The sequence below is a fragment of the Lysinibacillus sp. FSL H8-0500 genome (assembly GCF_038051955.1).
In the GTDB taxonomy this organism is placed as follows: Bacteria; Bacillota; Bacilli; order Bacillales_A; family Planococcaceae; genus Lysinibacillus; species Lysinibacillus macroides.
On the sequence record NZ_CP150292.1, the window covers coordinates 2303489 to 2330452 of the forward strand.

The following is a 26964-nucleotide window of genomic DNA, read 5'->3' on the forward strand; positions in this document are numbered from 1 at the left end:
AACCTTTTCGTATGTTATACAACAAGATTATAAAAGTTGACAAAAGAAGTAGGGTGTTTTTCAACAGAGGAATGCTAAACCCTATTGTCAAATATTTTAAATAGTGCTACAATTCGATGTAGTTAAATAAACCTTATCAAGAGAAAGCAGAGGGATTTGGCCCGATGACGCTTCAGCAACCTCTAACAATGGTTAGAAAGGTGCTAATTCCAGCAAAGGATTTTTCCTTTGAGAGATAAGAGTGGACGTGAAAAAATCCTTCTCATTCTATCTCGTATGGAATGAGAGGGATTTTTTAATTGTAAGCAATAACAGAGAGGGGAATGCAAGATGCCAATTAATATTCCGAAAAATTTACCAGCTGGAGAACATTTACGTGAGGAAAAAATCTTCGTGATGGAAGAGGATCGCGCAAGAACACAGCAAATTCGTCCGTTAAGTATATTAATTTTAAATTTAATGCCTGAAAAAGAAAAAACAGAATTGCAATTGCTACGCTTATTAGGAAATACGCCGTTACAGGTTAATATTACCTTTTTAAATACGGCGACACATAAATCAAAAAATGTGAGTAAATCACATTTACAGCTATTTTACACAACATTCTCGCAAATTCGTCATCGTCGCTATGATGGCATGATTATTACAGGAGCGCCCGTCGAGAAAATGGAATTTGAGGACGTGAACTATTGGCAAGAAATAAAGGAAATTATGGATTGGTCCAAAACCAATGTGACATCTGTTCTTCATATTTGTTGGGGGGCACAGGCAGCACTCTATCATCATTATGGTATTGGTAAGTTTGAGCTTCCTGCTAAATGCTCAGGGGTTTATTCCCATGTTATTACCGATTTAACGGTTGATTTAGTGCGTGGTTTTAGCGATTTATTTACAGCGCCGCATTCACGCCATACTTCTGTCTCCATTGATGAGGTACGTAATCACCCTGATTTACGTTTATTGTCCTATTCAGAGGATGCAGGAGTCTTTATTGTACAATCGAAGGATAATAAAAATATTATGATTACAGGTCACTTAGAGTATGATGCGACAACATTGGCGGATGAATATCATCGCGATATGGAGAAGGGGCTTGCTACGGCAGTGCCTGTTAATTATTTTCCAAATGATGACCCAACACAAGCTCCCATCAATACATGGCGTGCCCATACGCATTTATTATTTTCAAACTGGTTGAACTACTATGTTTATCAAGAAACACCATATGAATGGGATTTGGTGGAAGAGCTTGAATATCATATTTAGTTTATCAATAAAGTCTAATTTCTTCTCGCTATGCAGAGGAAATTAGACTTCTTCCTTCTTTTGTGGCTTAGGCTTTCGAATAATAGCCACCACTAGCAATAGAATAGGCAGTAAAATCATTAGGATAAATGATAAAATAGGCCAAATTTCATTATTGTAGTTATTGGAATGAATAATATTTGGATGCACAATTTGCGATAGTCCAAGTATCATTAAGCCCATTGGCACAACAAGGGGTCGATAATCCTTGATATTTAGCATCTGGGCAAGTCCTACAACACTTGCATAGAAGTACATAAATGTTCGAATATACAGAGTCGTAATCCACATAAACGCCATTATCACTTCAATGCGCTGCAAAAAATTACCGATTGATATTCTTTGTGCAAGCGCATAGCTAGGAAATGTTCGAGCAGCAGTGTTATCGGGTCCTAAGACAAGTATGCAGAGTGTTACCATTGTTGTAAGAACAACCCCACCAATAATAGTGCCTCTATAAAAGCCTTTTTGTGCAGAATGCTGTACATTGACCGTTATTGGATAAAGCATTAATAGCACCACTAATGGAAATGAAAAGATACTTAAAAAGCGTGCAATACTATAGAGCATCGATGTTTTCGTAGCCTCCAACATCGGCTGTATATTGTCAAACGTAATTTGTGGTGCAATACAAATCACGAAAAAAATAAAAATCAAGAAAAATAGCGGAAAGAGAATTTCAGCAGAACGTGCAAAGGTTTCAATACCTAAGTAGGCTGCATACATAATAATAATGCTAAAAAGCAGAGCAAAGGCCATCGTAGGTGTTTCTGGCATAATCTCTGTTTGCATAAAAATACCAATAAAATATAATAATTCGCCTGTTGAAAGAATGGTTGTGATTAAAAAGCACATCGTTGTGAGAGTGCCAAAAAAGCGTCCTAAAATTTTCTTATTTACCTCAACAAATGTCAGGGTAGGAGTTTGCTTAGCTAGGGTTAGCAATAATTTTACAATGAATAAACTGAGTATGACACCAATACTTGCCGCAATCCACGCATCCTGCTTGGCCATATTCGTAATGCTGGCAGGGATAAATAAGATAGCCGTACCGATGGAATAGAGTATTGTAATAATGGTGAACTGTCTTGAACTAATCATTTCTTTTTCCATCTACTGACTCCTCCATGTAGCTATTTGGTGAATGACACAATATACTCTTTAATAGGTGTAAGGATAAAGGTAATAACGTCTAATGGACTTGGAATATTGATTTTAAGAGCGATTCCTATATTTAAAGCTGTGCCAATTAGTAAAAGAATAGAAAATACTACAATCGTCTTTGTGTCTTGTAGCTTTTTTAGCGTTGGAACCGATAGTAGAGCAATAATAATGGAAAGTATAATAATTGCTATTGCCAGAATCATGCTATTCTTCCTCCTTTGGCATATCTAATAAGGAGTTTTGCAGAGTGCCTATACTTTGTGTCTTCACCTTTACATCCACATTGACCTGCAATTCTGGAAACATGGTAGGCCAATCCGCTTTGATTTTTTTCCACTGCTTTGCATCAGCTCGATGTAGGGCATCACAAAATCCCAAAATATCGACTTGATAGTATTGTTGAATCGTCTCTAATGTTTTTTCAATTCGTTTCTGGATGCTTTGCGCGGTCTTTTGGTTGATATAATCCATGGTGGCACTTTCCATGAGATTGATCGTACACCCTACTTCATCCACATTTTGAATAATATTGATTTGTACATCAATTTTCGGTGTCCCACGCTCAAAAGTACCTTTTATTTTGGTATGGGATTGCGTGATTTCCATAGACAAAGTTCCTTTTTCAGGACAGGCGATTCTTTCCACCGTACTTTTAATGGTGTCGTTCAGAAAGCTAATGCTTTTACTATCTTCCTCTGATAGTAATCCCACGAATTGATTGTCTTTAAAAACAGCTAAACCTGCATACTGTAGCCAAGCAGAGGTTTTTACCCGTTGTACATTTGTTTGATCCATTCCTAATTTCCTATCACCATGGATTTCAATAGCTGTAAGAATGGCACCTCTCTCTTCTTTATGAAGCATATCGACTAATTCATCTATATTGACAGCAATTGTAGAGCCCCAAGCTTTTTCAGAGGTTCGCAGAGAATTGACCATTTTATTGGCAGGTATTTTTTCAATGGGTGTTAGTATATTTAACACTTCCTTCGCTGTCGCCTCATAGGACATAATGACATCGAAATCATTTCGAAATTCATGATCTCGTGCAATTAAATCAAGTGATTCATCAATCCCCTCTTTTGCAAGGTCCTCTCCTAACACAACGACTTGGAGATGGGAAAAATACGGCTTTCTGGCCGCAACCGTTGTCATTTTTCGGATTGCCTCAAAGATAGTCTCACCCTGTGCATGATAGGTAATGACTGGGGCGCGCTGAGTGGAGACCTGTCGTACAGAAATCTCACTAGGATCAACAATTTGCACCGTTATTTCAAAGTGATCTTCGACTTTATCGATGCCAAGTGCTACGACAATCGCTAATTCATTTAATTCACGTTTACTCCAGCATCCACTTAGAAGTATGGTAAGGATGCATAGTAAGCCAATCCCTTTTACTTTAGCCATATCTTATTCCTTTCGCCCTTTGCGGTTGATATAGGCGTGCCCTCTTACCATGTTTTTTTGATTGATCAGGCGAGGTCGTGTTCGTAACCATCGACGTGGGAGCAACAGAAATGCATCCTTTTGATCCTTTAAGATAAATGGTGCAAATGGGCTTAAATAAGGTACACCAAATGTACGAATGCTGCATAGATGAAGAATAATAAGCATAATGCCAAACATTACACCAAATAAGCCAAACATAGCAGCTATAATCATTAGGGGAAAGCGTAGCACACGAATGGTATTTGATAAGCCATAAGCTGGAAATAAAAAGCTGCAAATCGCTGTTAAGGCCACAATAATAACCATTACCGCTGACACCACACCAGCATCTACAGCGGCCTGTCCAATAACAAGAGTACCCACAATGGAGACAGCAGGCCCAATGGTTCTTGGCATACGAAGCCCTGCCTCTCGTAATATTTCAAAGGCAACCTCCATAATGAGTGCTTCCACTACAGCAGGAAAGGGCACGCCTTCTCGTTGGGCAGCAATACTAATCAGCATTGGTGTTGGTAGCATTTCCTGATGAAAGGTGGTAATCGCTACATAGAGCGAGGGAGCGACTAAGGCTAGGCTAATACCAAAAAATCGCAATATACGAATGAGTGAGCTAATAAACCAGTGCTGGTAGTAATCTTCTGCTGATTGTAGAAAAGAAGTAAATAATGCAGGTACAACCAAAACAAAGGGGGTACCATCAACAATTATTGCTATTTTGCCTTCTAATAATTCGCCAGCAATGACATCAGGGCGCTCAGAATTATAGATAGTGGGAAAGATAGAGGTTTTAGCATCTTGAATATAATCCTCAATATAGCCACTTTCTAGTATGCTATCTGTATCAATGCGATCTAAACGTGCTAATACCTCAGCGACAATTTTATCATTAGCAATGCCATTGATATACACGATGGCTACATCTGTTTGTGTGACATCGCCAATTACACGTGACTTTATCCAAAGATTAGGACTTTTAATTTTTCGACGAATTAATGCTGTATTGGTACGCAATGTTTCAGTAAAAGCTTCCTTTGGTCCTCTAATCACTGATTCGGTGGATGGCTCTGTGACAGCTCGATCTCTGGCATGTTTTGTGTTTGTAGCAAAGCCTGATGCCAAGCCGTCCAACAAGATCACGGTTTCGCCATTAAGAATTGCTTGATAGAGTGCTGTAAAATGTTCGATATTGGCGATGTCACCCACTGTTAAAAAGGAATTTCGAATATGTTGATAAATGGTTGAAATATCAAACTCATGCTCTTCCTCGCTATGCATCATCAGCTTATCAATCACTGCATCCGCAATCATTGTTTTATCGACTAAGCCATCAATAGCAATCATGGCCAGGGTATGGTGGCCAACGGTTATTTTACGTACCATGATATCGTTACTATGACCAAGTGTATGATCAATTATCTTTAGATTTTTTTCTAGGGATTCGTTTAATACTTCATGGAATGGGGAGGTATTGGTATTGTTAGACAGAGACATGTGCGTTCCTCCTCAAATGGACGTTCATTATTTATAGAATAGACAACTTTAGAAGGAGATAAACGAAGGAAGCCATTAAAAAACAGTATATCTCCCACGTAGCTCGAAGGAGATATACTGCTTTATGTACGATAGTCGTATTGTAATTCATCATTATTTGTATCAACGTCTACATGTAAATTATGCTCGTTGAAAAACCATAAGTCCTTTTCCTCAATGTAATAGGTTACATCATCAATAACGGTTTCAACACCAATCGCAATTGGTTCCTCACGTGTCATGCCAAGTGAAAAGCCCTCATGAAAGGGGCTAGAGCCGCCATAGCGAGCATAAAAACGAATTGTATCACCAGGCTCGACTTCCATCTCTTGTTTAAACCATTGTAGCGCTTGATCTGTCAATGCAATGTCCATACGTACATGCTCCTCTCTTCTCTAAAGCCATTTTACCTTTGGCTCCGTGCCATTTTTAATACGGCCAATATTGGCGCGGTGACGATAAATAATAAAGGTAAATAAAAAGGCTACTAGGATGCCTAATGCAAAATCGCCTGTAACAAAATAATAAACGATTGCATAGATAAGTGCTACTAATGCGGCGATCATAGAGGTTAAGCTAACGATTTTTGTTATTTTTAATGTCACAATAAATGTTATAAATAACAGGACAAATAGGGGCCATGAATAACCAAGTAACACACCAGCAGAGGTTGCCACCGCTTTTCCACCGCGGAAATTAGCAAAGATAGGGAACATATGACCAATTACGGCAACTAGACCAAGCACTAATGGATGGATAGGGCTGTCTGCGAAAACGGGCAATGATACTAGTAAAACAGCCGCTGTTCCCTTTAAAACATCCATCACCGTGACAACAATCCCTGCTTTTTTCCCTAATATTCGAAAGGTATTGGTTGCACCAAGGTTACCGCTTCCATGTTCACGAATATCTGTATGATAAAAAAGTTTGCCTATCCATAGCCCAGAAGGTATAGAGCCAATTAGATAAGCGCATAAAATAATAAGTCCATTCACCATAAGGTAGACACCTTTCCTTCACTTGATACGAATAGTTTGTCACAAGTATTTTACACTTTTTCTTGTGAATCTACAATGTTCGGAAGGAGAATTCACAGGAAGCCTTGAATTCAAATAGTTAGACAATCCAATCATTAGAGAGTAGCAACGCAAATATAGGGATAATGGTCATTTTGTCAATTGTTCCTTCCTTTGATAGAATAGAAGTCTATCTTTAGCATGTTTGCTGATGATGTATGGAGGATTGGTGTGTAGTTTATTTTGCAACTAAATGCGTAATGATGCGTCAAATGTTACGACTAAGAGAAGAGCAGCTACTTAACTTGCTTAAATCCCATTTTTAAGAAAGTGTTGAAGATGTTTACTATTGAAAAGAGTAAAATTAAATAAGACCTGTCGCTAGATCTTGACAGGAAATGCTATGATTGATTAGGATGAGAATAGCAATAGAACATGCGTTTGTTTTTGGAGGGGAATTTTTTGACGAATAAACAGTCACCTAGCGTCTATAATGATGACGCCATACAAGTATTAGAAGGATTAGAAGCGGTACGCAAACGACCCGGCATGTATATCGGTTCAACGGATGGCCGTGGACTTCACCACCTTGTGTATGAAATCGTAGATAATGCGGTGGATGAAGCACTGGCTGGCTTTGGAGCTCATATTATTGTCACGATTCATAAAGATCAAAGTGTAAGTGTGCGTGACTTTGGCCGTGGGATGCCAACAGGTATGCATAAAATGGGCAAGCCAACCCCTGAAATTATTTTTACGATATTACATGCTGGCGGGAAATTTGGGCAGGGCGGTTATAAGACAAGTGGCGGCTTGCATGGTGTAGGCTCCTCTGTTGTGAATGCGCTATCAACCTTTTTAGAGGTAACGATTCATCGCGATGGGAAAAAATATCGTCAGCGCTTTGAAAACGGTGGACATCCCGTAACAACGCTTGAAGAAATTGGACAGACAAAGCAAACAGGGACACTGGTTCATTTTCTACCAGATGAAACGATTTTCTCTGTGACAAAATTTAACTACGATACATTAGCAGAGCGTTTACGTGAGTCAGCTTTTTTATTAAAGGGCTTAAAAATTGAATTAATTGATGAGCGCGAGGAAGGCAAAAAGGATGTGTTCTTTTATGAGAACGGTATTGAAGCTTTCGTTGCGTATTTGAATGAAGAAAAAGATGTCCTTCATCCTGTGAAATATGTAGAAGGCATACAGGATGATATCGAAGTAGAGTTTGCTTTCCAATATAACGATGGCTATTCCGAAACGATTTTATCCTTTGTCAATAATGTGCGTACACGTGATGGTGGGACACATGAAACAGGTGCAAAAGCGGCACTCACACGCGTTTTTAATGAATATGCTAGGAAAATTGGCTTGCTGAAGGAAAAGGATAAAAACCTAGAAGGAACGGATATTCGAGAGGGTTTAGCAGCCATCGTGTCTGTGCGAATTCCAGAGCATTTACTACAATTTGAGGGACAAACAAAGGGCAAGCTTGGTACAAGTGAGGCTCGTTCCGCTGTAGATAGTGTTGTATCGGAGCAAATTTTATATGTGCTGGAGGAAAATGCGGAATTATCAGCCTCTCTTGTACGAAAAGCAATTCGTGCCCAGCAAGTGCGAGAAGCGGCTCGAAAGGCACGTGAGGATGCACGAAATGGCAAGAAAAATAAAAAGGGAAGTACGATTTTATCAGGAAAATTAACCCCAGCTCAGTCACGTAATGCGGCAAAAAATGAGCTGTATTTAGTCGAGGGTGATTCTGCAGGTGGCTCAGCCAAGCAAGGACGTGATCGCACATTCCAGGCCATTTTACCATTGCGAGGGAAGGTCATTAATACCGAAAAGGCAAAGCTGCAAGATATTATGAAAAATGAGGAAATTTCAACCATTATTCATGCGATTGGGGCAGGTGTCGGTTCAGATTTCTCCGTTGAAGATTCTGCTTACAATAAGGTTGTCATTATGACTGATGCGGATACAGACGGGGCACATATTCAAGTCTTGCTATTAACGTTCTTCTATCGTTATATGCGTCCGCTTATTGAGGATGGGAAAGTCTTTATTGCACTGCCACCATTATATAAAGTGTCTAAAGGAACAGGGAAAAAAGAAGTGGTTGAATATGCTTGGACAGAAAGTGATTTACAAAAGGCCATCAAAAAAGTGGGCAAGGGTTACATACTACAGCGCTATAAAGGACTTGGTGAGATGAATGCAGACCAGCTGTGGGATACAACGATGAACCCTGAAACACGTACATTAATTCGTGTCACAATTGAGGATGGTGCACGAGCAGAACGACGTGTCACGACGTTAATGGGGGATAAGGTGGAGCCACGTCGTAAATGGATCGAAGCGAATGTAGACTTCGGTATGGAGGATGATGCCAATATTTTAGATAATGAATTCATCCAACAAGAGGAGGGCCAAGCATGAGTAGTATAGAAGTGTTTCAGGATTTACCTTTAGAAGAAGTAATGGGTGACCGTTTTGGTCGCTATAGTAAATATATTATTCAAGACCGCGCGTTGCCTGATGCACGCGACGGTCTTAAACCTGTGCAGCGTCGTATTCTATATGCGATGCACACAGAGGGCAATACACATGATAAGCCATTCCGTAAATCGGCTAAAACTGTCGGGAATGTTATTGGTAATTACCATCCACATGGGGATAGCTCTGTCTATGAAGCGATGGTACGTATGAGTCAGGATTGGAAGGCACGTCATATGCTGATTGAAATGCACGGCAACAATGGCTCAGTTGATGGAGACCCACCTGCTGCGATGCGTTATACAGAGGCAAGGCTTTCTACTATTGCGGCTGAAATGCTGCGAGATATTGGTAAGAAAACAGTGGAGTTTGTGCCGAACTTTGATGACCAGGATATGGAGCCAACCGTTTTACCTGCACGTTTCCCGAATTTATTGGTCAATGGCTCTACAGGGATTTCTGCTGGCTATGCTACAGATATTCCACCGCATGCACTAGATGAGGTATTAGAGGCGGTGTTAATGCGCTTAGACAAGCCAAATACGACAGTGGATGAATTAATGACGGTCATAAAAGGACCTGATTTCCCGACAGGTGGCATTATTCAAGGCGTTGATGGTATTAAAAAGGCTTATGAAACAGGTCGTGGCAAAATTATTGTACGCGCGCTAGCCGTTGTGGAGTCGATTAAGGGTGGCAAGGAGCAAATCGTTATTACAGAATTGCCATACGATGTCAATAAAGCAAATCTTGTAAAAAAAATAGATGAGCAACGCGTGGATAAACGCCTAGAGGGAATTGCTGAAATTCGTGATGAATCGGATCGTACAGGCTTGCGTATTGTCATTGAGCTTAAAAAGGATATACCAGGACAAGGGATTTTACAGTATCTATTTAAAACAACCGATTTACAAATAGCTTATAATTTTAATATGATTGCGATTCATAATCGTCGACCAACTATGATGACATTGCCATTATTGCTGGATGCCTATATTACCCATCAGAAGGAAGTTGTCACAAATCGTGCCATTTATGATTTACAAAAGGCAAAGGATCGTTCCCATATTGTAGATGGGCTTATAAAAGCACTGTCTATTTTAGATGAGGTTATTGCTACGATTCGTGCTTCGAATGATAAAAAAGATGCTAAGCAAAATTTACAAGCAAAGTTTGATTTTACAGAGCCACAAGCAGAGGCGATTGTCAGCCTGCAATTATATCGTTTAACCAATACTGATATTACAGAGCTTCGTAAAGAGCAGGATGAGCTGAATAAAATAATTGCCAAGCTAGAAGGCATTTTGCAAAGTGAGACAAAGCTTATACGTGTGATCAAGCAGGAATTACAGGATATTAAAAAGCGCTTTACAGAGCCACGTCGCTCCAAAATTGAGCAGGAAATCGAAGAAATTAAAATTACCTTAGATGTGCTTGTGCCAAGCGAGGAAGTAGTGGTCACTGTCACAAAGGATGGCTATATTAAACGTACATCTACACGTTCACATGCCGCTTCCAATGGACAAGATTGCGCGATGAAGGACTCGGATTACTTATTGTATGAAGCAACCTTAAACACACAGCATCATTTGTTACTATTTACAAATCGAGGTAATTATATTTATCAGCCTGTTCATGAGCTTCCTGATATTCGCTGGAAGGAGCTTGGTCAGCATATTTCCAGTATTGTACCGACAGGTGAGGATGAAGCTATTATTGCAGTATATGGCTTTGCTACATTTGAGCAGCCAAATACCTATATCCTGACAGCCACAAAAGATGGTCAAATTAAGCGCTCCCCATTAGCAGATTATGTTGTCACACGTTATTCGAAGCCAATTAAAACGATGAATGTGAAGGCTGGCGATACAATGATCTATGCCGCCCTTGTGACAGATGATGTAGAGCTTATGCTGACAACAGATACTGCGTATGCCATTCGTTTTCCAATTGAGGAATTGCCTGTAACAGGTGTAAAAACAGGCGGAGTGAAAGGCATTACGCTAAAAGAGGAAGAAGCCTTAGTTGGGGTGAATGTGTTACAGCCTCATGAAACGCAGTATGTGGTCATTGTGACACAGCGTGGAGCAGTGAAGAAAATGAATGTTGCTGAAGTAGAGATGGCCAATCGAGCAAAACGTGGGCTCAAGGTATTAACAGAATTAAAGGCAAATCCACACCGTATTGTGGCGATTGTCCAAGCAACGGATAAGGAGCAGGTTGTGATTGAAACCGAAAAAGGGGTGCAGGAGGTGTTAGATGTACAAGCTTTAACACGTGCAGATCGTCATTCTAATGGTTCCTTTAAGGTGGATGTTGTAGCAGATGGGCCGATTTCACATGTGCAAATCGCCAAAAAAGAGCCAGCTGACGTAAAAGAGAGTTAGTAGAAATGAACGCATCGACCTGTACCAGTTACAGGTCGGTGCTTTTTTAGTCATACATCTAAAAATGTAGACGAGCCCTTGTCATTTCCAATCAACTATGGGTATAATAATCATCGAAAAGTTCATAGCGAAAGAATGTAGGGGGGCTAGTAGCGGCTAGCTGAGATTGTGTCCGATAGGCACTGACCCTTTGAACCTGATTTGGCTCGTACCAGCGTAGGGAACATCTATTCAAAAAAGCATTATTTTGGAGATTGATTGTGAGACGTCTGGGAGAAATCCTAGGCGTTTTTTATTTTAGTTCAGCGGAGATGTCACAGATGGCGTCATAAATATGCTTTACGTACATTTTGCCAATGTTCTTCTGGTGCTAACATTCATTGTATGAACGCTTTCATATTTTAAACTAGGGGGATTACGCATGAAAAAATGGGCATTTATTGTATTGACAGTCACAGCACTGCTTGCACTTATTGGCTGTAGTGAGAAGGAGGACAAGCTAGCTGATGATGCACTCCAAAAGGTTTCTGTTGTCCTGGATTGGACACCGAATACCAACCATACAGGGCTTTATGTAGCAAAAGAGCTTGGCTATTTTGAGGAACAGGGCTTAGATGTGGAAATTATTATGCCTGGTGAGGCGGGAGCTGATCAGCTTGTCGCATCTGGGAAAGCGGAGTTCGGGGTAAGCTATCAGGAAGGCATTACACAGGCGCGTGTACAGGATGTGCCACTTGTCTCCATTGCTGCCATTATTCAGCATAATACCTCTGGCTTTGCTTCTATTGCCTCAAAGGGTATTACGTCGCCAAAGGATTTTGAAGGAAAAACATATGGTGGCTGGGGTGCACCACTTGAGCAAGCAGTATTGCAATCCTTAATGCAAACAGAGGACGCCGATATCAATAAGCTTGATATTGTAAATGCAGGCGATTTAGATTTCTTTACCATGATGCAGAAGGATATTGATTTTGCGTGGATTTATTATGCATGGACAGGTATTGAGGCAGAGCTTCGTGGTGAACAGATTAATATGCTGTATCTAACGGATTATAGTGAGCAGCTTGATTATTATACACCTGTCTTGGCAACAAATGAAAAGATGATTGAAAACAATCCTGACACGGTGAAGGCATTTGTTGCTGCTGCAGCAAAAGGCTATGAATATGCAATTGAGCATCCTAGTGAGGCAGCTGATATTTTACTAGAAGCAGCTCCTGACTTAGATAAAGAACTGGTACATAAAAGTCAAGAATGGTTAGCAGATAAGTATCAGGATGATGCGGCACAATGGGGAGAGCAAAAGCTGTCCGTTTGGGAAAACTATGCTAACTGGATGTCCAGCAATCAGGTGTTGGAGGGCGAATTTAATGCTGAGCAAGCCTTTACCAATGACTTTTTACCAAAAAAGGAGAAAAACTAATATGGCAAATTCATTAATTAGTGTTCAAATTATCCCAAAAACAGAAAGATATGAGGATATTATACCTTATGTTGATGCGGCTATTGCTGTTATTGATGCTTCTGGTGTGAAGTATGAGGTGCATCCACTGGAAACAACAATGGAGGGTGAGCTGTCAGCCTTGCTGCAAATTATTGAGAAAATGAATGACAAAATGATTGAACTTGGTGCCATCAATGTGATTACACAGGTGAAAATTTTATATCAGCCATCTGGTATTACGATGAGTACATTAACGGAGAAATATCAGTAATGAAACAAGCATTGCACAAGGGAAGGACGATATTTTTTATCGCCTTCCTCTTATTCGTCTGGGAGCTAATTGTGCTTGTGGCTGAAATTCCTCATTGGCTACTACCTGCACCGAGTAGTATTGTGAGGGAAGGCTTTCAGTCGTATCAAGCCTTTCTACCACATACTTTTGCAACGGTACAATTAGCGTTATTAGGGCTTGCCCTTGGGATTTGCTGTGGTTTGACGGTTGCCATTGTCTTGCATCGTTTTACATTTATTCGTGAGCTATTTTATCCGATTCTGATTATGTCGCAAAATATTCCGATTCTTGTCTTAGCACCATTGCTTATTATTTGGTTTGGCTTTGGCTTATTACCAAAGCTGATTATCATTTGTCTTGTATGCTTTTTTCCGATTGTTATTGCCGCGATGGATGGTTTCCGTCAAACTGATGCTTCGTTAAAGCATTATTTTGAAATGATTGGTGCATCACAGGCACAAACCTTTTGGAAGCTAGAATGGCCTTATGCCTATCCAGCGATTTTCTCAGGCATTAAAATCGCTGCTACCTACAGCGTGATGGGAGCGGTTATTGCGGAGTGGCTTGGGGCGAAAAAGGGCATTGGTGTTTATATGACCTTAGCACAGTCCTCCTTCCGCACAGATCGTGTATTTGTGGCAATTTTTGCGATTGTTTTATTAAGCTTATTATTATTTAGCAGTATTCGTTTGATTGAAAAATTCATGGTGAAGGGGAGAGGCTATCATGCTCAGCATTCAAAACATCGCTAAGACCTTTGACGCCCTTCAAGTTCTTGAGGATTTATCCTTTGAGGTGAGGGAAGGCGAATTTGTAGCCATTATTGGACCTTCAGGCAGCGGTAAAAGTACACTTTTTCAATTAATTGGTGGTGTAGCGTCCATTGATAAAGGAGCTATTTTATTAAATGGTGAGGATATTCAGCAAAAAAGAGGAACAATTGGCTATATGCCACAGCAATCCTCTTTATTGCCCTGGCGTACTATTTTAGAGAATGTCACAATTGTCGAAGAGCTTGAGCGCAAACCTAATATAGAGCGTGCTAAGGCATGGTTAGAAAAGGTTGGGCTTGTATCCTTTATTCATGCGTATCCACATGAATTATCAGGAGGGATGCAACAACGCGTATCTTTTATACGTGCTATCGTCAGTGATAAGCCTATTTTATGCTTAGATGAACCGTTTTCCGCACTGGATGAATTTACAAGGCTAGAAATGCAAGCATGGCTTTTATCCATTTGGGAGGAATATCGCAAGTCGATTTTATTTGTGACCCATAGTATTGAGGAAGCCCTTTTTTTAGCAGATCGCATTCTTGTATTAACGAAACGCCCTGCCTCCATCAAAAAAGAAATGATTGTGCCATTTGCTAGACCACGGCAAGAGGAAATTCGCCATTCTGCTGCATTTACAGCGTTGAAGCAACAATTATTTACATACTTACAGGAAGAAAAGGGGGATGTCTATGTTGATTGATGCTCATATTCATATAGAGCAATATACGGCTGAGGAAATTCCTTCTTTACTAGAGGAGGTGGATGCGGTGATTGCCGTGAGTATGCAGCTATCTTCTTGTGAAAAAACATGGCGGTTAGCACAAGCGTATCGTAAAGTGAAGGCTGCCTTTGGTTTTCATCCTGAGCAGCCTTTGCTAAGCCTAAGAGATGAGGATGCGTTATTTGAGTGGATTCGTTGTCACGCAGCTGATATGGTAGCTGTGGGCGAGGTAGGTTTACCGTATTATTTAAGACAAGAGCAAGCAATTGATAATCGTCCCTATATCACTTTATTAGAACGTTTTATCATGTTGGCCAAAGAGCTTCATAAGCCAATTGTTTTACATGCGGTTTATGAGGATGCCACTATTGCCTGTGATTTGCTTGAAAAGCATCAGGTCAATCAAGCGCATTTTCATTGGTTTAAAGGGGATCAGACAGTAGTCCAACGAATGATTCAGCACGGTTACTTTATCTCTATTACACCTGATTGTTTGTATGAGGAGGAGATTCAGCAATTAATTCAAGTCTATCCTATTGAATTGATGATGGTGGAAACGGATGGACCATGGCCATTTGAGGGGCCTTTTGCAGGTAAACGAACAGCGCCATGGATGATGCATTCAACTATTCGTATGATTGCGGCTATCAAGGGGTTAACTGCACAGGAAGCGGCGTATATACTGATGCAAAACACAAAAAACTTCTATCAACTTTAACGTTTAAAAAGCAGCATCAGCAACGATTTAATCGTCCTGATACTGCTTTTTATATTTAGTGTGATCTTGCTCTAATTGCTCGTCCTTTGTTTTTGTTATTCGTTCATGCGTACTAAATAGGGTAGACTGGCGATTTTTTTCAACATCCTTGCCACTGATCCGTTTGCTATGCTTTCGCTTCTTTTTCGCCTTTGATTGGGACATAATTGTTTCCTCCTTTCCAAAAGTAAAACCTCGTAAGCATGATACTTACGAGGTGTTTATACATATTAGTGAGATACGTCCTGTACAGAAATACCTGTGTTTGCTTTAACATCAACTTCACGATATTTCGCCTCATCACTTTCTTTAGAAAGCAATGTGCCAATGAATCCACCAAGGAAGCCAAGTGGTACGGAAATAAGGGCAGGGTTCGTTAACATGATTAACGGCTCACCCACAAAGATTGCCTTACCTTCAACTGGATTCCATACGTTCGGTGACACAGCTACGATTACTAATGCTGAAATTAATCCCGTTAACATCGCTGTTACAGCACCCGCTGTATTAAAGCGTTTCCAGTAGATTGTGTAAATAATTACTGGAAGGTTAGCAGAACCCGCAATACAGAAAGCAAGTGATACTAGGAACGCAACATTTAATGTTTGTGCACCAAGTGCTAATAGGATAGAGATAACAGAGATTGTAATTGAACCGATACGAGCTGCAAGTACTTGCTCTTTCTCTGAAATTTGACCTTTTTTAATAATTTGACCATAAATATCATGAGATAGGGCAGATGCACCTGACAGTACAAGACCTGCTACTACCGCTAAAATTGTCGCAAATGCTACCGCACAAACGAATGAGAATAGAATATCGCCACCAAGTGCTTCTGCAAGAAGTGGAGCAGCCATGTTACCAGCAGGGTTAGCTGCAATAATCGCATCTTTTCCAACGAATGCTGCTGCACCAAAGCCTAAGAAGATTGTTAATACATAGAATAGACCTACAATCCAAGTTGCCCAAATAACAGATGAACGAGCTGTTTTTGCATCTTTTACTGTAAAGAAGCGCATTAGGATATGTGGCAGACCCGCAGTACCTACAACTAAGGCAATTAACATCGAAATTGTATCAAGACCATCTGTATAACGTAAGCCAGGATTTAAATATGCTGCACCGTTATCAGTAGCAGTTGCCATTTCTTTAAACATTGTCGCAATACTGAAATCAAATTTCATTAATACTAAGAAAGAAATAATCACGGTACCTAACATTAAAAGACAAGCTTTAATAATTTGTACCCAAGATGTTGCTGTCATACCGCCGAATAATACGTAAGTTGTCATCATAACACCAACAAGTAATACAGCGATCCAATAGTCGATTCCTAAAAGTAATTGAATAAGTGCTCCTGCACCAACTAGCTGTGCAATCATGTAGAATAAAACAATTGTAATTGTACTTAAAGCTGCTGTTCCGCGAACTTTTGAATTATTAAAGCGCGCTGTAATCATATCAGCTAATGTAAATTTCCCAAGGTTACGTAATGGCTCAGCTACGATGTATAGCACCACTAAGTAAGCTACTAAATAACCAACAGAGAAGAAGAATCCATCAAATCCGAATAATGCTACTGCACCAGCAATACCTAAGAAGGACGCTGCAGATAAATAGTCACCTGCAATAGCTAGTCCATTTTGCCAGCCTGTTAAACCGCCACCAGCTGTGTAGAAGTCACTTGCTGAAGATGTACGTTTAGATGCCCACCATGTAATAACTAATGTTAAACCTACAATGGCTACGAAGAAAAATATAGCTGTAAAACTCATCGGCGGCCACCTCCATTTTCATATTCAGCGATAATTGCTTTTGCTTCTCTATCATAGCTGTTCGCTTTTGCTACGTATAGATGACATAAACTCCAAGTCATAATGAATAATCCTGCAGCATAGATCCACACCCAAGTGATTTCCCCAATAGCCTTTTGGTGTAGAATTGTCGTATATGATGTCAAAATTGGTAACAACATGTAAGCTGCTAAAAATATGACAGTCATAGACCATAGAAAAGAATTTTTCTTTCGTACAAGTGCCTTGAACGATTCCTGCTTTGCAATTGCTTCATAATCAATTACAATTTCTTTTTTTGTTAGATTGTTCGCCATTAACATTCCCCATTTGTGTGTTTTTTTACTGCCTTAAGACTTAATTTTGCTAGTTTAGTGAATTCACATTTTCATTTTATGAAACAGTTTACAAAATTGCAATACATTTCAGAAAAATTATGCAAAAAAAATTTCCTAGAAAATAGTCCTAGGTGAGAAAAAACGCTCTAAAGTCAAGCAGACAAAGGGTTTTAGAATATTCAGATAAATAAAAGAAGTGAAGAGTAATCTATGTTCTTCATAAAAAATAGAGGGAAAATTTACAAAAAAAATCGATTTTTTCAAGCGAAATTAAACACTATTATCCTAGTGAAAATTGGTTTTTTTCTGTTTTTTGGAAGGGAAATAATATTGTTCGATAAGTAATTTAGTAGAAAACAATAACGAAAAATGCGAAAAAATCGACAAGAAATCGGTTTTTTCGCATGTTTTTTCGTATATTTTGAATGAAGATTCATTGCTTACCTAACTTATTAATGAGAAATATCTGATACAGAGACACCTGTATTCGCTTTTACACGAATTTCTTTATAAATACGCTCTGCCTCTGCATCTGAAACTTTACTGGATGACAGAATCGTACCAAGGTATCCCGCAATAAAGCCCAGTGGAATAGTAATAATAGCTGGTACAGCAAGCGGAACAAGTGGCGTACCAACAAAAATAGCAGCACCTTCAACAGGACTCCAAACATTTGGTCCCATTGCTCCTAAAATTAAGCATGATACTAAACCTGTCACCATAGCTGTTACAGCACCTGTTGAATTGAACTTTTTCCAGTAAATTGTATAAAGGATAACAGGTAAATTTGCAGATGCACCGATACAAAATGCAAAGGATACGAGGAACGAAACATTTAAGCTTTGCGCAAATAAAGCTAAAATAATCGATACAATCGCAATCGAAATAGAGCCTGTACGAGCAGCGATTACCTGTTGTTTTTCTGTTAATTTTCCATCTTTAATAATTTCCCCATAAATATCATGAGAAATAGCAGAAGCTCCTGTTAATACTAAGCCCGATACAACTGCTAAAATTGTGGCAAAGGCTACAGCTCCAATAAATGCCATTAACACATCTCCGCCTAAGTATTGTGCAAGCAGTGGGGCAGCCGTGTTGCCAGCTTTACTTTCAGCAAGAATTTGATCAAGACCTACAAAGTTTAATGCACCGAACCCTAAGAAAATTGTTAATGAGAAGAAAATAGCTGTAATCCAAGTTGTCCAAGAAATAGAAGCACGTGCTGTCTTTGCATCTTTTACTGTAAAGAAACGCATTAAAATATGCGGCAAGCCTGAAGTTCCTAAAACTAACGCCATCATCATGGAAACAGAGTCAATCGTACTTGTATATTTAATTCCTGGTACAAGGAATTCCTCACCATGATCTACAGCAATCGTATCGAACATCTTCATAAGCGAAAAATCAAATTTTACTAATACTAATGTTGCTAATAAGCCTGTCCCAAATAATAGCAATGTAGCTTTAATGATTTGCACCCAAGACGTAGCTGTCATCCCACCAAATAATACATAAGTTGTCATCATAACTCCGACAATTAATACGGCAATCCAATATTCAATACCGAATAACAGTTTAATAAGTGCACCAGCACCAACTAGCTGTGCAATCATATACAGAATGACAATAATAATTGTGCCTGATGCTGCCACACCGCGAATACGCTTTTCATTAAAGCGTGCCGTTAGCATATCTGCCAATGTATAACGACCTAAATTACGCATAGGCTCAGCAATAACATAAAGCAGCACTAAATTGGCTACTACATAACCAACAGAGAAGAAGAAACCATCAAAGCCTGTTAAAGCAATAGCACCAGACACTCCAAGGAATGCTGCTGCAGATAAATAGTCACCAGCAATGGCAAACCCATTTTGCCAGCCCTTTAAACCACCGCCAGCCGTATAAAAATCAGCCGCAGAGGACGTACGCTTAGCTGCAATATATGTCACAACAAGCGTTAAACCAACAATTGCTAAAAAGAAACCAACCGATACTAAATTCATTTATTTTCCGCCTTTCGCTTGATACTCTGCCAGTACAGCAGCTGCAGCTTTATCAAATGAAGCAGCTTTTTTTACATATACTGTACAGAGCACAATAGTCATGATAAATAATCCTGCAGAATAAACCCAAACACCCGTAATATTTCCTAAGAACTTTTGTTGTAGTACAGGTTGGAAAGCAAGGATGGGCAGCAAGATATAAAGGATTAGAAATATTGCTGTAATCGAGAAAAGGAAGGTATTTTTCCTTTTGACAAAGCTATTGAATGATTCCATTGCTTCAATTGCATCATAATCAATTGCTTGTACTTGTTTTTTGCTTGAAACGTGAGCCATTATTATTCCCCCTAAAGTTATATATTTCTGTTTTAAACGACATATTTCTTTTTGGTTCGTCGTTATATTCACTTATTTTATGGGGGAGATTCCTATAATGCAATACTAAATTTTGATTTTTAATAATTTTTAGTCAAATCAAAATGAATGGAAGAACATAGAAATAATAAGGATTTACTAGAAATGATTTATTAGAAAGTAAGAGGTGTTTTCTATAGAAATAATATTGTTAAAATAGTTTATGATAGAGAATAAGAAGTATAGGACAAAATTTAAACATAAAAGAGAATTTTCTGTAATTTATTATTGTACAATTGAAATTCCTGAAATGTTAAAAAGTAGAAAAACTTTGTTATATAACAACTATCTGCTATTGTGAGAAATAATAAAAATAGTAAAAATAAGCTTTGAAAGAATTTCTAAAAAGTTTGTGTTGTTTGGAAAATCCAGTATGATAAATATGTATCTGTTACACAAAAAGCAATAGATGAATAAGGTCATTAGCTTGTATTTAACTTTGTGAATGCATAAAATAAAAATGGTGATTGAAGGGAAGTGAGTCATAGTATGAAAAAGAAAAGTATTGTGCTTATTTTAATACTGCTAATAAGCAGCATATTAACTGCCTGCGGAAGCTACAAATTTGAACCGTCATTAAATATAGAGGTGCAAGATTTTTCTATGACGAATCAACAAAATGAGCAGGTTCGTTTGGATGATTTAAAGGGAAAAACATGGCTAGCAATGTTTATCTTTACAAACTGCACGACAGTCTGTCCACCAATGACATTTAATATGACAGAAGTTCAACAGGCACTAGAGGACAAAAATGTTGAAGATTATGAAATCGTTGCGTTTAGTGTTGATCCTGAGGTGGATAAACCTGAAGTATTAGCAGATTACCTAAGTAAGTATAATGTTGTGGATCAAAGCAAGTGGCAACTATTAACGGGCTATGAACAAAAATTCATTGAGCAATTTGCACGCCAATCTTTTAATTCGGTGGTAAGAAATGATCCAAATTCAGACCAGGTTATACATATGTCACGTTATTATTTAGTGAACGCAGATGGAACAGTTGTAAAGGATTATGATGGCGCAACAGAGGTACCCGTTGAAACCATTGTGGCGGATATGAAAGCTCTTATTAAAGAAAGCAAATAAGGCATTTAGCTAGTGAAAAACTCAAGCTATTACATGATAGCTTGAGTTTTCTGTTTATAAGGCTTTGTTCGTTTAAGAAATCAGCAGGCTTTTATAACGGACAAATTAAGATACCCCAGCCTTATTTTTTTAATTCTGTCTCACTGTTATTAGTATACTTTTCATTGAAATATAACTTCCTATAATTTATATTATGTAAACTAAAATTATTTGTTGAGGAGGGGGGCTTGAATACGTCAACACCCCATGTCTATCTTTATATCTAAAACAAAGTTTGATCATTTCTACATGTACAGTTTCACAATAGCCACAACTTCATAAATTATCCTGGTTTACTTTAACTTTTTAATTTCTAATTTACAGTAATTAATTAAATATGTGATCTTCCTTATATGCAAAATTTCCATTTTAGCGTTTAAATTTTTAATTCAAGGATGATATGTCGTTATTTTTTTGATTCTTTATCCATTGTAGCCAATAAGAAAATTCACATGCCAAATGCATTTGATGTGATTTGATAATGCTTGTAGGAGCAAGCACAGGAAATTCCACGGAAAGCTTAACTTTTATCCCCGTTTTAGTATCTTTAAATTGGTGACGAACACCTCCGATAACTGTGTGATCTTTCAAACGAGCAACACCCACTGATTGAAATTCATAAGAGTAATCTCTAGGTGTTTGTAACCCTCTTTCATCATCAAAAACAATAAAAAACTGAACAGGTAACGGAGAATTTCCAGTTGTCTCAATTACTTCGAGTTCATTTTTTCCTAAAGGTCTTAATGCATAATGGTCAGGACAAGCCGATAAATTTACCCGATTATTTTCAAGTGATTGATTTAACATAAGATTGTCTATGCCCTTCGAAGCCTCTTCAGCTGTAATTCCATCTAAATAGATTTCTGTTTGAGAAAATTTTCGTCTATTTCCAGATAAAGCAGCGCCCATACGCATTATTATTTCACTTAATTTCAATTTAGATTCCAATTCGTTATACATTTCTTGATATGAGTAGCCTATTTTAATTTCGGCTAGCTTTTCACTCATCTTATCTGGATTATTTATTTCGGCACTTTTATAATTTAATACTTTAAAAACTTTTTTTACACGTTTTCTTTTCCATTCTGTCAATTGTTCGTTTGTTATGTCTTTTCCGTCAATATAAATTTTTATATGAATTCTCCTTTGTTTCTTAAATCAGTAATTTTTAGATGTCTTCTTTCTGATTGTATTTTAGTGTGGTTAATACCAAATTAATCATTTCTTTCTTAATGTCATTATTTAGATCTAACTTCTTTGAATGAGCAATGCTACTGAGCCCGTATAAAATAAATCCAGAGGCTAAAATTGGATTATCCGTATTGAAAATCCTCGTTCTTACTCCATCTTCAATCACCTGTTGTATGAGTGGCTGCATTTGTATGAATACTTTTTGCTCGAGCTGAAAATGTTGTTCTGTTTGAAATGAATCCTCATTTTTATATGGTGCTAGTTTTTCAATAAATACCCAAAATGTTTCTAATGATCCTGTCATCTTTTGCATAACGGTCAATTTATCAGAATTAAGTATTTGTTGAATTTCTTCCATATTATTTACAATAAAATCATTTAAGATTTCATCAACGAACTCTTCTTTAGATTTAAAGTAGTAATAAAATAATCCTGTTGCTACTCCTGCGTGATTAACGACATCCTTTATGCTAAATCCTTTTACTCCACCTTTCATATAAAACTCAAAACCAATATCCATTAACTCTTGACGCCTTACGTCTGGTTCTTTTGATATTCTCTTCATAATCCATCTCCTACTGTGTCCTTTACGACTGAATCTCATTCAATGATATACCACTGAATATAGTTCAGTCAAATATTATAGAAAACCACTCATTTTGAAAAATAAATGAGTGGGGTTAATTGCATGTTTGTTACTAAATAATAGGACCTGTTTGTTGAACAAAAAAATTCTGCATATCAACACAGGATTCTTAATTAAACTTTATTATAAATGATCAATATTTTTTATAAAAATACAATGGCTACCCATGATTTTTTTTGTTCCATATTAGATATATCCAAAGTATTATAAAAATCGCAACTTTATTTCGAAGCTACCTTCTTCTTTCCATTAAAACTGTATCGTGCCATTTCTCATATAACTGAGCAATTTTTCCCCTCGTACCAACAATTTCAGTTTTATCTTTTTATGTAATTGAATACTTGAGGTATTAATGGCAAAGATAGATGATTGGAGTGTCCAAAACCTGCCTTTTCACTCTCTTTAATTAGTATTTTAAATAGCTTTGAGGCAATACCTTTCCTTTACAATCCCTTAATATATAAACGCTAACTTCTCTCACTCCAGAATAAACGACGCATATAGAGACGGGAGAAATGCCAATCCATCCCACTACTATTGTGTTTTTCTGCAAAAAAGCGCAATGTTGCATGATGGCTTTTATCCCACACTTGTTCACTTGGTACCATTGTTTCAAAGGTTGCCATCCCTGTTTCGATTCCTTCTTTATAAATCTTTAGGATTTTATTATATGCACCTATACTATTTCCTTTTGAAAAAGAAAATGGATATATAAAACTGATTCTATTAATAAATTCCCTAAACTTTTAACTAGAAAATCACTCATTAATATAAAGCAGAATCTAACAAGAATATTAGATACGAATCATACATATATTGATTTTAGTATTTCATTAAAACAAAGCTCTATTATTATCTTAAAGATGGAATTATATTATAAGCAGAAATTTTCTATAAAGATAGGGTGATGACAATTATTGAAAAATCGGTTCTTGCTATGGTTATATTACGTGTGTTGTCTGGAAGTATTGAAGTAAGTGCTGGATTGTTGATGCTAAAGCTGAATAATTTAGAAAAAGCATTCTATATTAATACAATGCTTGCATTGGTAGGTCCAACAGTTTTAATCGTAACGACAGCAATTGCATTATTTGGACTAGCTGATAAAGTTCCTGTGACGAGAATCATTTGCTTATTTACGGGCATAACACTTATTATTATTAGCTCACATATTAAGTAATAATAAAAATTGAAACTTTATTTTTACGCTGTATTCTTCTTTCCATTAAATCTTTATTATGCCATTCTCCATTTAACTGAGCAATTTTTTCTCTTGTGCCAACAATTTAAAACCTATCTTTTTATGTAATTGAATACTCGAAATATTGATTGCAAAGATAGATGATTAGAGTGTCCAAAACCCTTCATTTTCATTCTCTTCAATTAGTATTTTAAATAACTTTAGGAAATATCCTCCATTTTACAATCACTTAGTATATACACACTAACTTCCCCCACTCCAGAATAAACAACACATGTTGAAACAGGTGTAATGGCAATCCAACCAATTACACTATTGTGTTCTTCTGCTACAAAGCGTAATGTTGCATGATATCTTTCATCTCATACCTGTTCACTTTGCACAATTGTTTCAAAGGTGGTCATCCCTGTTTCGATTCCTTCTTTTCACTATTATTTTGTGAATATGCCAGAAGAGGTTTTTCGCAAGGACTCGTGAATAGTACAATACAAGCTTCATTTCGTTTCGCATTAGGAAAAAGAGCTTCCTTTAATGAAGGTCTCATTTGGTGGTTTTGAAAAAGATATACATTTTTCTGCTTTATGACGTTTAAACTTCATCTCTTCTTGTTAATTTAATAAATCTATTAATTGTTTCTCGTCAGCTAAAGTATATATTTAACGTTGATATTGTATTTTTTATTCATGAAATTGAGTGAATAACAGAGCAAATACAATGAACCAAATGTCACAAATGATGTGGTAATTTCGTTTTAAGGTAAAGGAGGAATGAAAGATGAAACATATTGTCATATTGGGTGGAGGTTTCGCAGGAATAAATTTGGTAAATGGACTAATAAAAGAGTTTGGTCATTCAATTGGTAAAGATGTAAAAATAACATTAGTAGATAAAAACTCGTTTCATTTTCGAAAAGTGTTATTGTTTAAAATGATTATTGAGGATGTTCAATTAAAAGTTCCTTTAACAAGGTATTGTACAAATGGTGTGGAATATTTAAAAGGAGAAGTTATTACAATTCATCACACTCAGAAAGCAATGACGCTTAAAATGGAGGATGAACAAAACATCACATTCCAATTTGATTATCTTGTAGTAGCGCTTGGTAGTGTTGTTCAGAAGGTTTCCAGTAGCCTAGGCGGGATCACATTAAGCTGTATGAAAGCAGCACTAGATATCAGACAAAAACTACAATCACACATTTTACTAGCTAAAACTGAAGAAAATAAAGAAGTGAGGAAAAGTTTATTGAGCGTTGCTATTGTGGGTGGAGGTATTACAGGAATTGAAGCAGCTGCAGAACTAACTACTTGGTTTAAAAAAGAAGTGCAAGAAGCAGGGCTCAATTCTAATGAGGTAGAGGTCATCTTGTTTGATTCAAAGGAGCATTTATTGCAAGGGGCCCCAGTAAAGGTAAGTGAAAAACTAGTAAAAGAACTGAATAGACTAGGGATTACTATTCGTGTTAAAACAAAAGTGAAGCAGTTTGAAGATAGTCAAATCTTGTCCGTTGATGGCACTACTTATAAAGTAGGAGAGTGTATTTGGACGCCAGGTGTCAAAGTAAATCCATTCATTCAAACACTCCCATTCCCTTTGACTAAAGAGCATCAAATACTAGTGACCGATACTTATAGTATTCAAGGCTATTCCAATATATTTGCAATCGGGGATTGTGCAAGAATTTTAGATAGAAAGACAAATCAAGTGGACGGCATGACTTGTAAGGAAGCGATTCCTCAGGCAGCAAGGTTAAGCAAAATATTAAAAAATGAAGTCTATGGTAATTCCCATTCTATAACGCACAAAGCATTTCCAATAAAATTGTATTGTATTAGTCTTGGTCCTGATAATGGCTTTGTTTGGGTGCAAAAATGGGGATTAGATTTTATCATATCTGGGAAGATGGGCGCACGTATTCGAGAAAAAACATGGGATCAAGCGAGTTTACTTGTGTAAATATGTGTGTGCAAAGGAAGGGGAGGCTCCTTACTGTGGAACAAACTGAACTAAGCCGTCTATACGTCGAATACAAGTCACTTTTATTTTCGCTTGCTTATAAAATGACAGGCAGTGTTGCTGATGCAGAAGATGTGATTCAAGATGTGTTTATCAAACTAAATGGATATGAGGTAAAGCACAAACGAAATATAAAAGCGTTTCTATGTAAAATGGTGACTAACCAATGTTTAGATTTGTTGAAATCATCTAGAAATAAAAGAGAGCTATACGTTGGAACATGGTTACCAGAGCCGATGGTTTTTATAGAAAAGGACCCATTACAGGAAATGATGGTGAAAAGTGATGTTTCTTATGCTTTGCTCGTGTTATTTGAACAGCTAAATCCTATTGAAAGAGCGATCTTTATCCTTCGTGAAGTCTTGGAATATGATTATGAAACAATTGCTGAAATTGTACAAAAGAAGGAAGTGAATTGCCGGAAAATTCTAAGCAGGCTAAAAAAGATGCTTCCTGAGCTTGAAAAACAAATGACTATTGAACAAGTGAAAACGGACCGTGAACAAGTGATTACTCGTTTTATCCGTGCTATTCAGCAAGGAAACACATTGCAGTTGATGGAAGTTCTTCAGGGAGACGTAGTTTATTATGCAGATGGAGGTGGTAAAGTAACAGCTGCAGCAAAACCTATTTACGGTGCTACACGAGTAAACCAACTTCTTATTGCTTTAGCAACTAAATTTTTTATAAATCAAGAAAAGTACTCAATTATGCAGGTAGAGGTCAATGGCAGTACTGGTGTTGTAATCAGGAATGAGGGAAAAGTTATTACTGTCATAAGCTTTGAATTTGAAAGAAACAAAATAAAATCCATATTTTGTATTATTAATCCTGATAAATTGAGTTTTTGTCATACACTAGCTTGAAAAGAAGTGTAAAGAACAAAAGTACTCTAAT

26 protein-coding genes and 2 riboswitches are annotated in these 26964 nt (G+C 37.6%); of the genes, 12 read left to right on the forward strand and 14 right to left on the reverse strand.

Annotated features, from left to right (window positions below; translation table 11 throughout):
* Window positions 1-130 precede the first annotated feature (130 nt).
* A riboswitch (SAM riboswitch) is annotated at window positions 131-242 on the forward strand.
* An 88-nt stretch (window positions 243-330) separates the two neighbouring features.
* Window positions 331-1266 (forward strand): homoserine O-succinyltransferase, encoded by a 936-nt coding sequence (metA, locus tag MHB44_RS10970; protein WP_341302799.1) that lies wholly within the window; start codon window positions 331-333, stop codon window positions 1264-1266.
* Between the two features lie 42 nt (window positions 1267-1308).
* On the opposite strand, the gene MHB44_RS10975 is transcribed toward metA, so the two are convergent.
* The 6 genes from MHB44_RS10975 to plsY form a co-directional block, all read right to left on the reverse strand.
* Entirely contained in the window at window positions 1309-2418 is a 1110-nt protein-coding gene (locus MHB44_RS10975; protein WP_341302800.1) for an endospore germination permease, read from the reverse strand.
* Window positions 2419-2438: 20 nt separating this feature from the next.
* Window positions 2439-2672 carry a hypothetical protein gene (locus tag MHB44_RS10980; RefSeq protein ID WP_341302801.1) on the reverse strand — a complete coding sequence of 78 codons (234 nt, stop codon included), beginning with the start codon at window positions 2670-2672 and terminating at the stop codon, window positions 2439-2441.
* 1 nt (window position 2673) lies between these two features.
* The gene (locus MHB44_RS10985) at window positions 2674-3876 is read right to left on the reverse strand and encodes a Ger(x)C family spore germination protein (protein WP_341302802.1); all 1203 of its coding nucleotides are present in this window, start codon (window positions 3874-3876) and stop codon (window positions 2674-2676) included.
* Window positions 3877-3879: 3 nt separating this feature from the next.
* A complete protein-coding gene (locus tag MHB44_RS10990) occupies window positions 3880-5409 on the reverse strand; it encodes a spore germination protein (protein WP_341302803.1) in 1530 nt (509 codons plus the stop codon).
* Between the two features lie 122 nt (window positions 5410-5531).
* Complete coding sequence (locus tag MHB44_RS10995; protein WP_341302804.1) at window positions 5532-5822, reverse strand: HesB/YadR/YfhF family protein; 291 nt, start codon at window positions 5820-5822, stop codon at window positions 5532-5534.
* 21 nt (window positions 5823-5843) lie between these two features.
* Window positions 5844-6446 carry a glycerol-3-phosphate 1-O-acyltransferase PlsY gene (gene plsY / locus MHB44_RS11000; protein WP_341302805.1) on the reverse strand — a complete coding sequence of 201 codons (603 nt, stop codon included), beginning with the start codon at window positions 6444-6446 and terminating at the stop codon, window positions 5844-5846.
* A gap of 480 nt (window positions 6447-6926) precedes the next feature.
* Between plsY and parE the strand changes: the two genes are divergently transcribed.
* The 7 genes from parE to MHB44_RS11035 all read left to right on the forward strand — a co-directional run bounded on the left by parE (window position 6927) and on the right by MHB44_RS11035 (window position 15298).
* A complete protein-coding gene (gene parE, locus MHB44_RS11005; RefSeq protein ID WP_341302806.1) occupies window positions 6927-8903 on the forward strand; it encodes a DNA topoisomerase IV subunit B in 1977 nt (658 codons plus the stop codon).
* Window positions 8900-11347 carry a DNA topoisomerase IV subunit A gene (gene parC, locus MHB44_RS11010; protein WP_341302807.1) on the forward strand — a complete coding sequence of 816 codons (2448 nt, stop codon included), beginning with the start codon at window positions 8900-8902 and terminating at the stop codon, window positions 11345-11347. The genes parE and parC overlap by 4 nt, the downstream gene beginning before the upstream one ends.
* Window positions 11348-11476: 129 nt before the next feature.
* A riboswitch (TPP riboswitch) is annotated at window positions 11477-11587 on the forward strand.
* Between the two features lie 181 nt (window positions 11588-11768).
* The gene (locus tag MHB44_RS11015; protein WP_341302808.1) at window positions 11769-12770 is read left to right on the forward strand and encodes an ABC transporter substrate-binding protein; all 1002 of its coding nucleotides are present in this window, start codon (window positions 11769-11771) and stop codon (window positions 12768-12770) included.
* A gap of 1 nt (window position 12771) precedes the next feature.
* Window positions 12772-13062 carry a thiamine-binding protein gene (locus MHB44_RS11020; protein ID WP_341302809.1) on the forward strand — a complete coding sequence of 97 codons (291 nt, stop codon included), beginning with the start codon at window positions 12772-12774 and terminating at the stop codon, window positions 13060-13062.
* Window positions 13062-13835 (forward strand): ABC transporter permease, encoded by a 774-nt coding sequence (locus tag MHB44_RS11025; RefSeq protein ID WP_341302810.1) that lies wholly within the window; start codon window positions 13062-13064, stop codon window positions 13833-13835. The genes MHB44_RS11020 and MHB44_RS11025 overlap by 1 nt, the downstream gene beginning before the upstream one ends.
* Window positions 13810-14559, forward strand: a complete 750-nt coding sequence (locus MHB44_RS11030) for an ABC transporter ATP-binding protein (protein WP_341302811.1) — start codon at window positions 13810-13812, stop codon at window positions 14557-14559. The genes MHB44_RS11025 and MHB44_RS11030 overlap by 26 nt, the downstream gene beginning before the upstream one ends.
* The gene (locus tag MHB44_RS11035; RefSeq protein WP_341302812.1) at window positions 14549-15298 is read left to right on the forward strand and encodes a TatD family hydrolase; all 750 of its coding nucleotides are present in this window, start codon (window positions 14549-14551) and stop codon (window positions 15296-15298) included. The genes MHB44_RS11030 and MHB44_RS11035 overlap by 11 nt, the downstream gene beginning before the upstream one ends.
* Before the next feature lie 27 nt (window positions 15299-15325).
* Here the strand turns inward: MHB44_RS11035 and MHB44_RS11040 are convergent, their stop codons facing one another.
* The 5 genes from MHB44_RS11040 to MHB44_RS11060 all read right to left on the reverse strand — a co-directional run bounded on the left by MHB44_RS11040 (window position 15326) and on the right by MHB44_RS11060 (window position 19810).
* Window positions 15326-15502, reverse strand: coding sequence for a hypothetical protein (locus MHB44_RS11040; RefSeq protein WP_341302813.1), 177 nt, complete (start codon window positions 15500-15502; stop codon window positions 15326-15328).
* A 65-nt stretch (window positions 15503-15567) separates the two neighbouring features.
* Window positions 15568-17112: a sodium/solute symporter gene (locus MHB44_RS11045; RefSeq protein ID WP_341302814.1), complete on the reverse strand. Its 1545-nt coding sequence runs from the start codon at window positions 17110-17112 to the stop codon at window positions 15568-15570.
* Window positions 17109-17447, reverse strand: a complete 339-nt coding sequence (locus MHB44_RS11050; protein WP_341302815.1) for a DUF485 domain-containing protein — start codon at window positions 17445-17447, stop codon at window positions 17109-17111. Before MHB44_RS11050 ends, MHB44_RS11045 begins: the two co-directional genes overlap by 4 nt.
* A gap of 473 nt (window positions 17448-17920) precedes the next feature.
* Window positions 17921-19474 carry a cation acetate symporter gene (locus tag MHB44_RS11055; RefSeq protein ID WP_341302816.1) on the reverse strand — a complete coding sequence of 518 codons (1554 nt, stop codon included), beginning with the start codon at window positions 19472-19474 and terminating at the stop codon, window positions 17921-17923.
* Window positions 19475-19810: a DUF485 domain-containing protein gene (locus MHB44_RS11060; RefSeq protein ID WP_341302817.1), complete on the reverse strand. Its 336-nt coding sequence runs from the start codon at window positions 19808-19810 to the stop codon at window positions 19475-19477.
* Between the two features lie 567 nt (window positions 19811-20377).
* Between MHB44_RS11060 and MHB44_RS11065 the strand changes: the two genes are divergently transcribed.
* On the forward strand, window positions 20378-20974 hold the full coding sequence (locus MHB44_RS11065) for an SCO family protein (RefSeq protein WP_341302818.1): 597 nt from the start codon (window positions 20378-20380) through the stop codon (window positions 20972-20974).
* A gap of 423 nt (window positions 20975-21397) precedes the next feature.
* On the opposite strand, the gene MHB44_RS11070 is transcribed toward MHB44_RS11065, so the two are convergent.
* The 3 genes from MHB44_RS11070 to MHB44_RS11080 form a co-directional block, all read right to left on the reverse strand.
* Window positions 21398-22147 (reverse strand): hypothetical protein, encoded by a 750-nt coding sequence (locus MHB44_RS11070; protein ID WP_341302960.1) that lies wholly within the window; start codon window positions 22145-22147, stop codon window positions 21398-21400.
* 34 nt (window positions 22148-22181) lie between these two features.
* Window positions 22182-22769: a TetR/AcrR family transcriptional regulator gene (locus MHB44_RS11075; protein WP_341302819.1), complete on the reverse strand. Its 588-nt coding sequence runs from the start codon at window positions 22767-22769 to the stop codon at window positions 22182-22184.
* Window positions 22770-23317: 548 nt separating this feature from the next.
* Complete coding sequence (locus tag MHB44_RS11080) at window positions 23318-23476, reverse strand: hypothetical protein (protein ID WP_341302820.1); 159 nt, start codon at window positions 23474-23476, stop codon at window positions 23318-23320.
* A gap of 281 nt (window positions 23477-23757) precedes the next feature.
* On the opposite strand from MHB44_RS11080, the gene MHB44_RS11085 reads away from it, so the two are divergent.
* From MHB44_RS11085 to MHB44_RS11095, 3 genes are all read left to right on the forward strand, one after another.
* On the forward strand, window positions 23758-24030 hold the full coding sequence (locus tag MHB44_RS11085) for a YqhV family protein (protein ID WP_341302821.1): 273 nt from the start codon (window positions 23758-23760) through the stop codon (window positions 24028-24030).
* 795 nt (window positions 24031-24825) lie between these two features.
* Window positions 24826-26007, forward strand: a complete 1182-nt coding sequence (locus MHB44_RS11090) for an FAD-dependent oxidoreductase (protein WP_341302822.1) — start codon at window positions 24826-24828, stop codon at window positions 26005-26007.
* 35 nt (window positions 26008-26042) lie between these two features.
* Entirely contained in the window at window positions 26043-26933 is an 891-nt protein-coding gene (locus MHB44_RS11095; RefSeq protein WP_341302823.1) for an RNA polymerase sigma-70 factor, read from the forward strand.
* Window positions 26934-26964 lie beyond the last annotated feature (31 nt).

Bases quoted from the DNA above. Each gene is read 5' to 3' on its own strand.
- metA (WP_341302799.1), top strand. From the start codon at position 331: ATGCCAATTAATATTCCGAAAAATTTACCAGCTGGAGAACATTTACGT.
- MHB44_RS10975 (WP_341302800.1), bottom strand. From the start codon at position 2,418: ATGGAAAAAGAAATGATTAGTTCAAGACAGTTCACCATTATTACAATA.
- MHB44_RS10980 (WP_341302801.1), bottom strand. From the start codon at position 2,672: ATGATTCTGGCAATAGCAATTATTATACTTTCCATTATTATTGCTCTA.
- MHB44_RS10985 (WP_341302802.1), bottom strand. From the start codon at position 3,876: ATGGCTAAAGTAAAAGGGATTGGCTTACTATGCATCCTTACCATACTT.
- MHB44_RS10990 (WP_341302803.1), bottom strand. From the start codon at position 5,409: ATGTCTCTGTCTAACAATACCAATACCTCCCCATTCCATGAAGTATTA.
- MHB44_RS10995 (WP_341302804.1), bottom strand. From the start codon at position 5,822: ATGGACATTGCATTGACAGATCAAGCGCTACAATGGTTTAAACAAGAG.
- plsY (WP_341302805.1), bottom strand. From the start codon at position 6,446: ATGGTGAATGGACTTATTATTTTATGCGCTTATCTAATTGGCTCTATA.
- parC (WP_341302807.1), top strand. From the start codon at position 8,900: ATGAGTAGTATAGAAGTGTTTCAGGATTTACCTTTAGAAGAAGTAATG.
- MHB44_RS11015 (WP_341302808.1), top strand. From the start codon at position 11,769: ATGAAAAAATGGGCATTTATTGTATTGACAGTCACAGCACTGCTTGCA.
- MHB44_RS11020 (WP_341302809.1), top strand. From the start codon at position 12,772: ATGGCAAATTCATTAATTAGTGTTCAAATTATCCCAAAAACAGAAAGA.
- MHB44_RS11025 (WP_341302810.1), top strand. From the start codon at position 13,062: ATGAAACAAGCATTGCACAAGGGAAGGACGATATTTTTTATCGCCTTC.
- MHB44_RS11030 (WP_341302811.1), top strand. From the start codon at position 13,810: ATGCTCAGCATTCAAAACATCGCTAAGACCTTTGACGCCCTTCAAGTT.
- MHB44_RS11035 (WP_341302812.1), top strand. From the start codon at position 14,549: ATGTTGATTGATGCTCATATTCATATAGAGCAATATACGGCTGAGGAA.
- MHB44_RS11040 (WP_341302813.1), bottom strand. From the start codon at position 15,502: ATGTCCCAATCAAAGGCGAAAAAGAAGCGAAAGCATAGCAAACGGATC.
- MHB44_RS11045 (WP_341302814.1), bottom strand. From the start codon at position 17,112: ATGAGTTTTACAGCTATATTTTTCTTCGTAGCCATTGTAGGTTTAACA.
- MHB44_RS11050 (WP_341302815.1), bottom strand. From the start codon at position 17,447: ATGGCGAACAATCTAACAAAAAAAGAAATTGTAATTGATTATGAAGCA.
- MHB44_RS11055 (WP_341302816.1), bottom strand. From the start codon at position 19,474: ATGAATTTAGTATCGGTTGGTTTCTTTTTAGCAATTGTTGGTTTAACG.
- MHB44_RS11060 (WP_341302817.1), bottom strand. From the start codon at position 19,810: ATGGCTCACGTTTCAAGCAAAAAACAAGTACAAGCAATTGATTATGAT.
- MHB44_RS11065 (WP_341302818.1), top strand. From the start codon at position 20,378: ATGAAAAAGAAAAGTATTGTGCTTATTTTAATACTGCTAATAAGCAGC.
- MHB44_RS11075 (WP_341302819.1), bottom strand. From the start codon at position 22,769: ATGAAGAGAATATCAAAAGAACCAGACGTAAGGCGTCAAGAGTTAATG.
- MHB44_RS11080 (WP_341302820.1), bottom strand. From the start codon at position 23,476: ATGGCAACCTTTGAAACAATGGTACCAAGTGAACAAGTGTGGGATAAA.
- MHB44_RS11085 (WP_341302821.1), top strand. From the start codon at position 23,758: ATGACAATTATTGAAAAATCGGTTCTTGCTATGGTTATATTACGTGTG.
- MHB44_RS11090 (WP_341302822.1), top strand. From the start codon at position 24,826: ATGAAACATATTGTCATATTGGGTGGAGGTTTCGCAGGAATAAATTTG.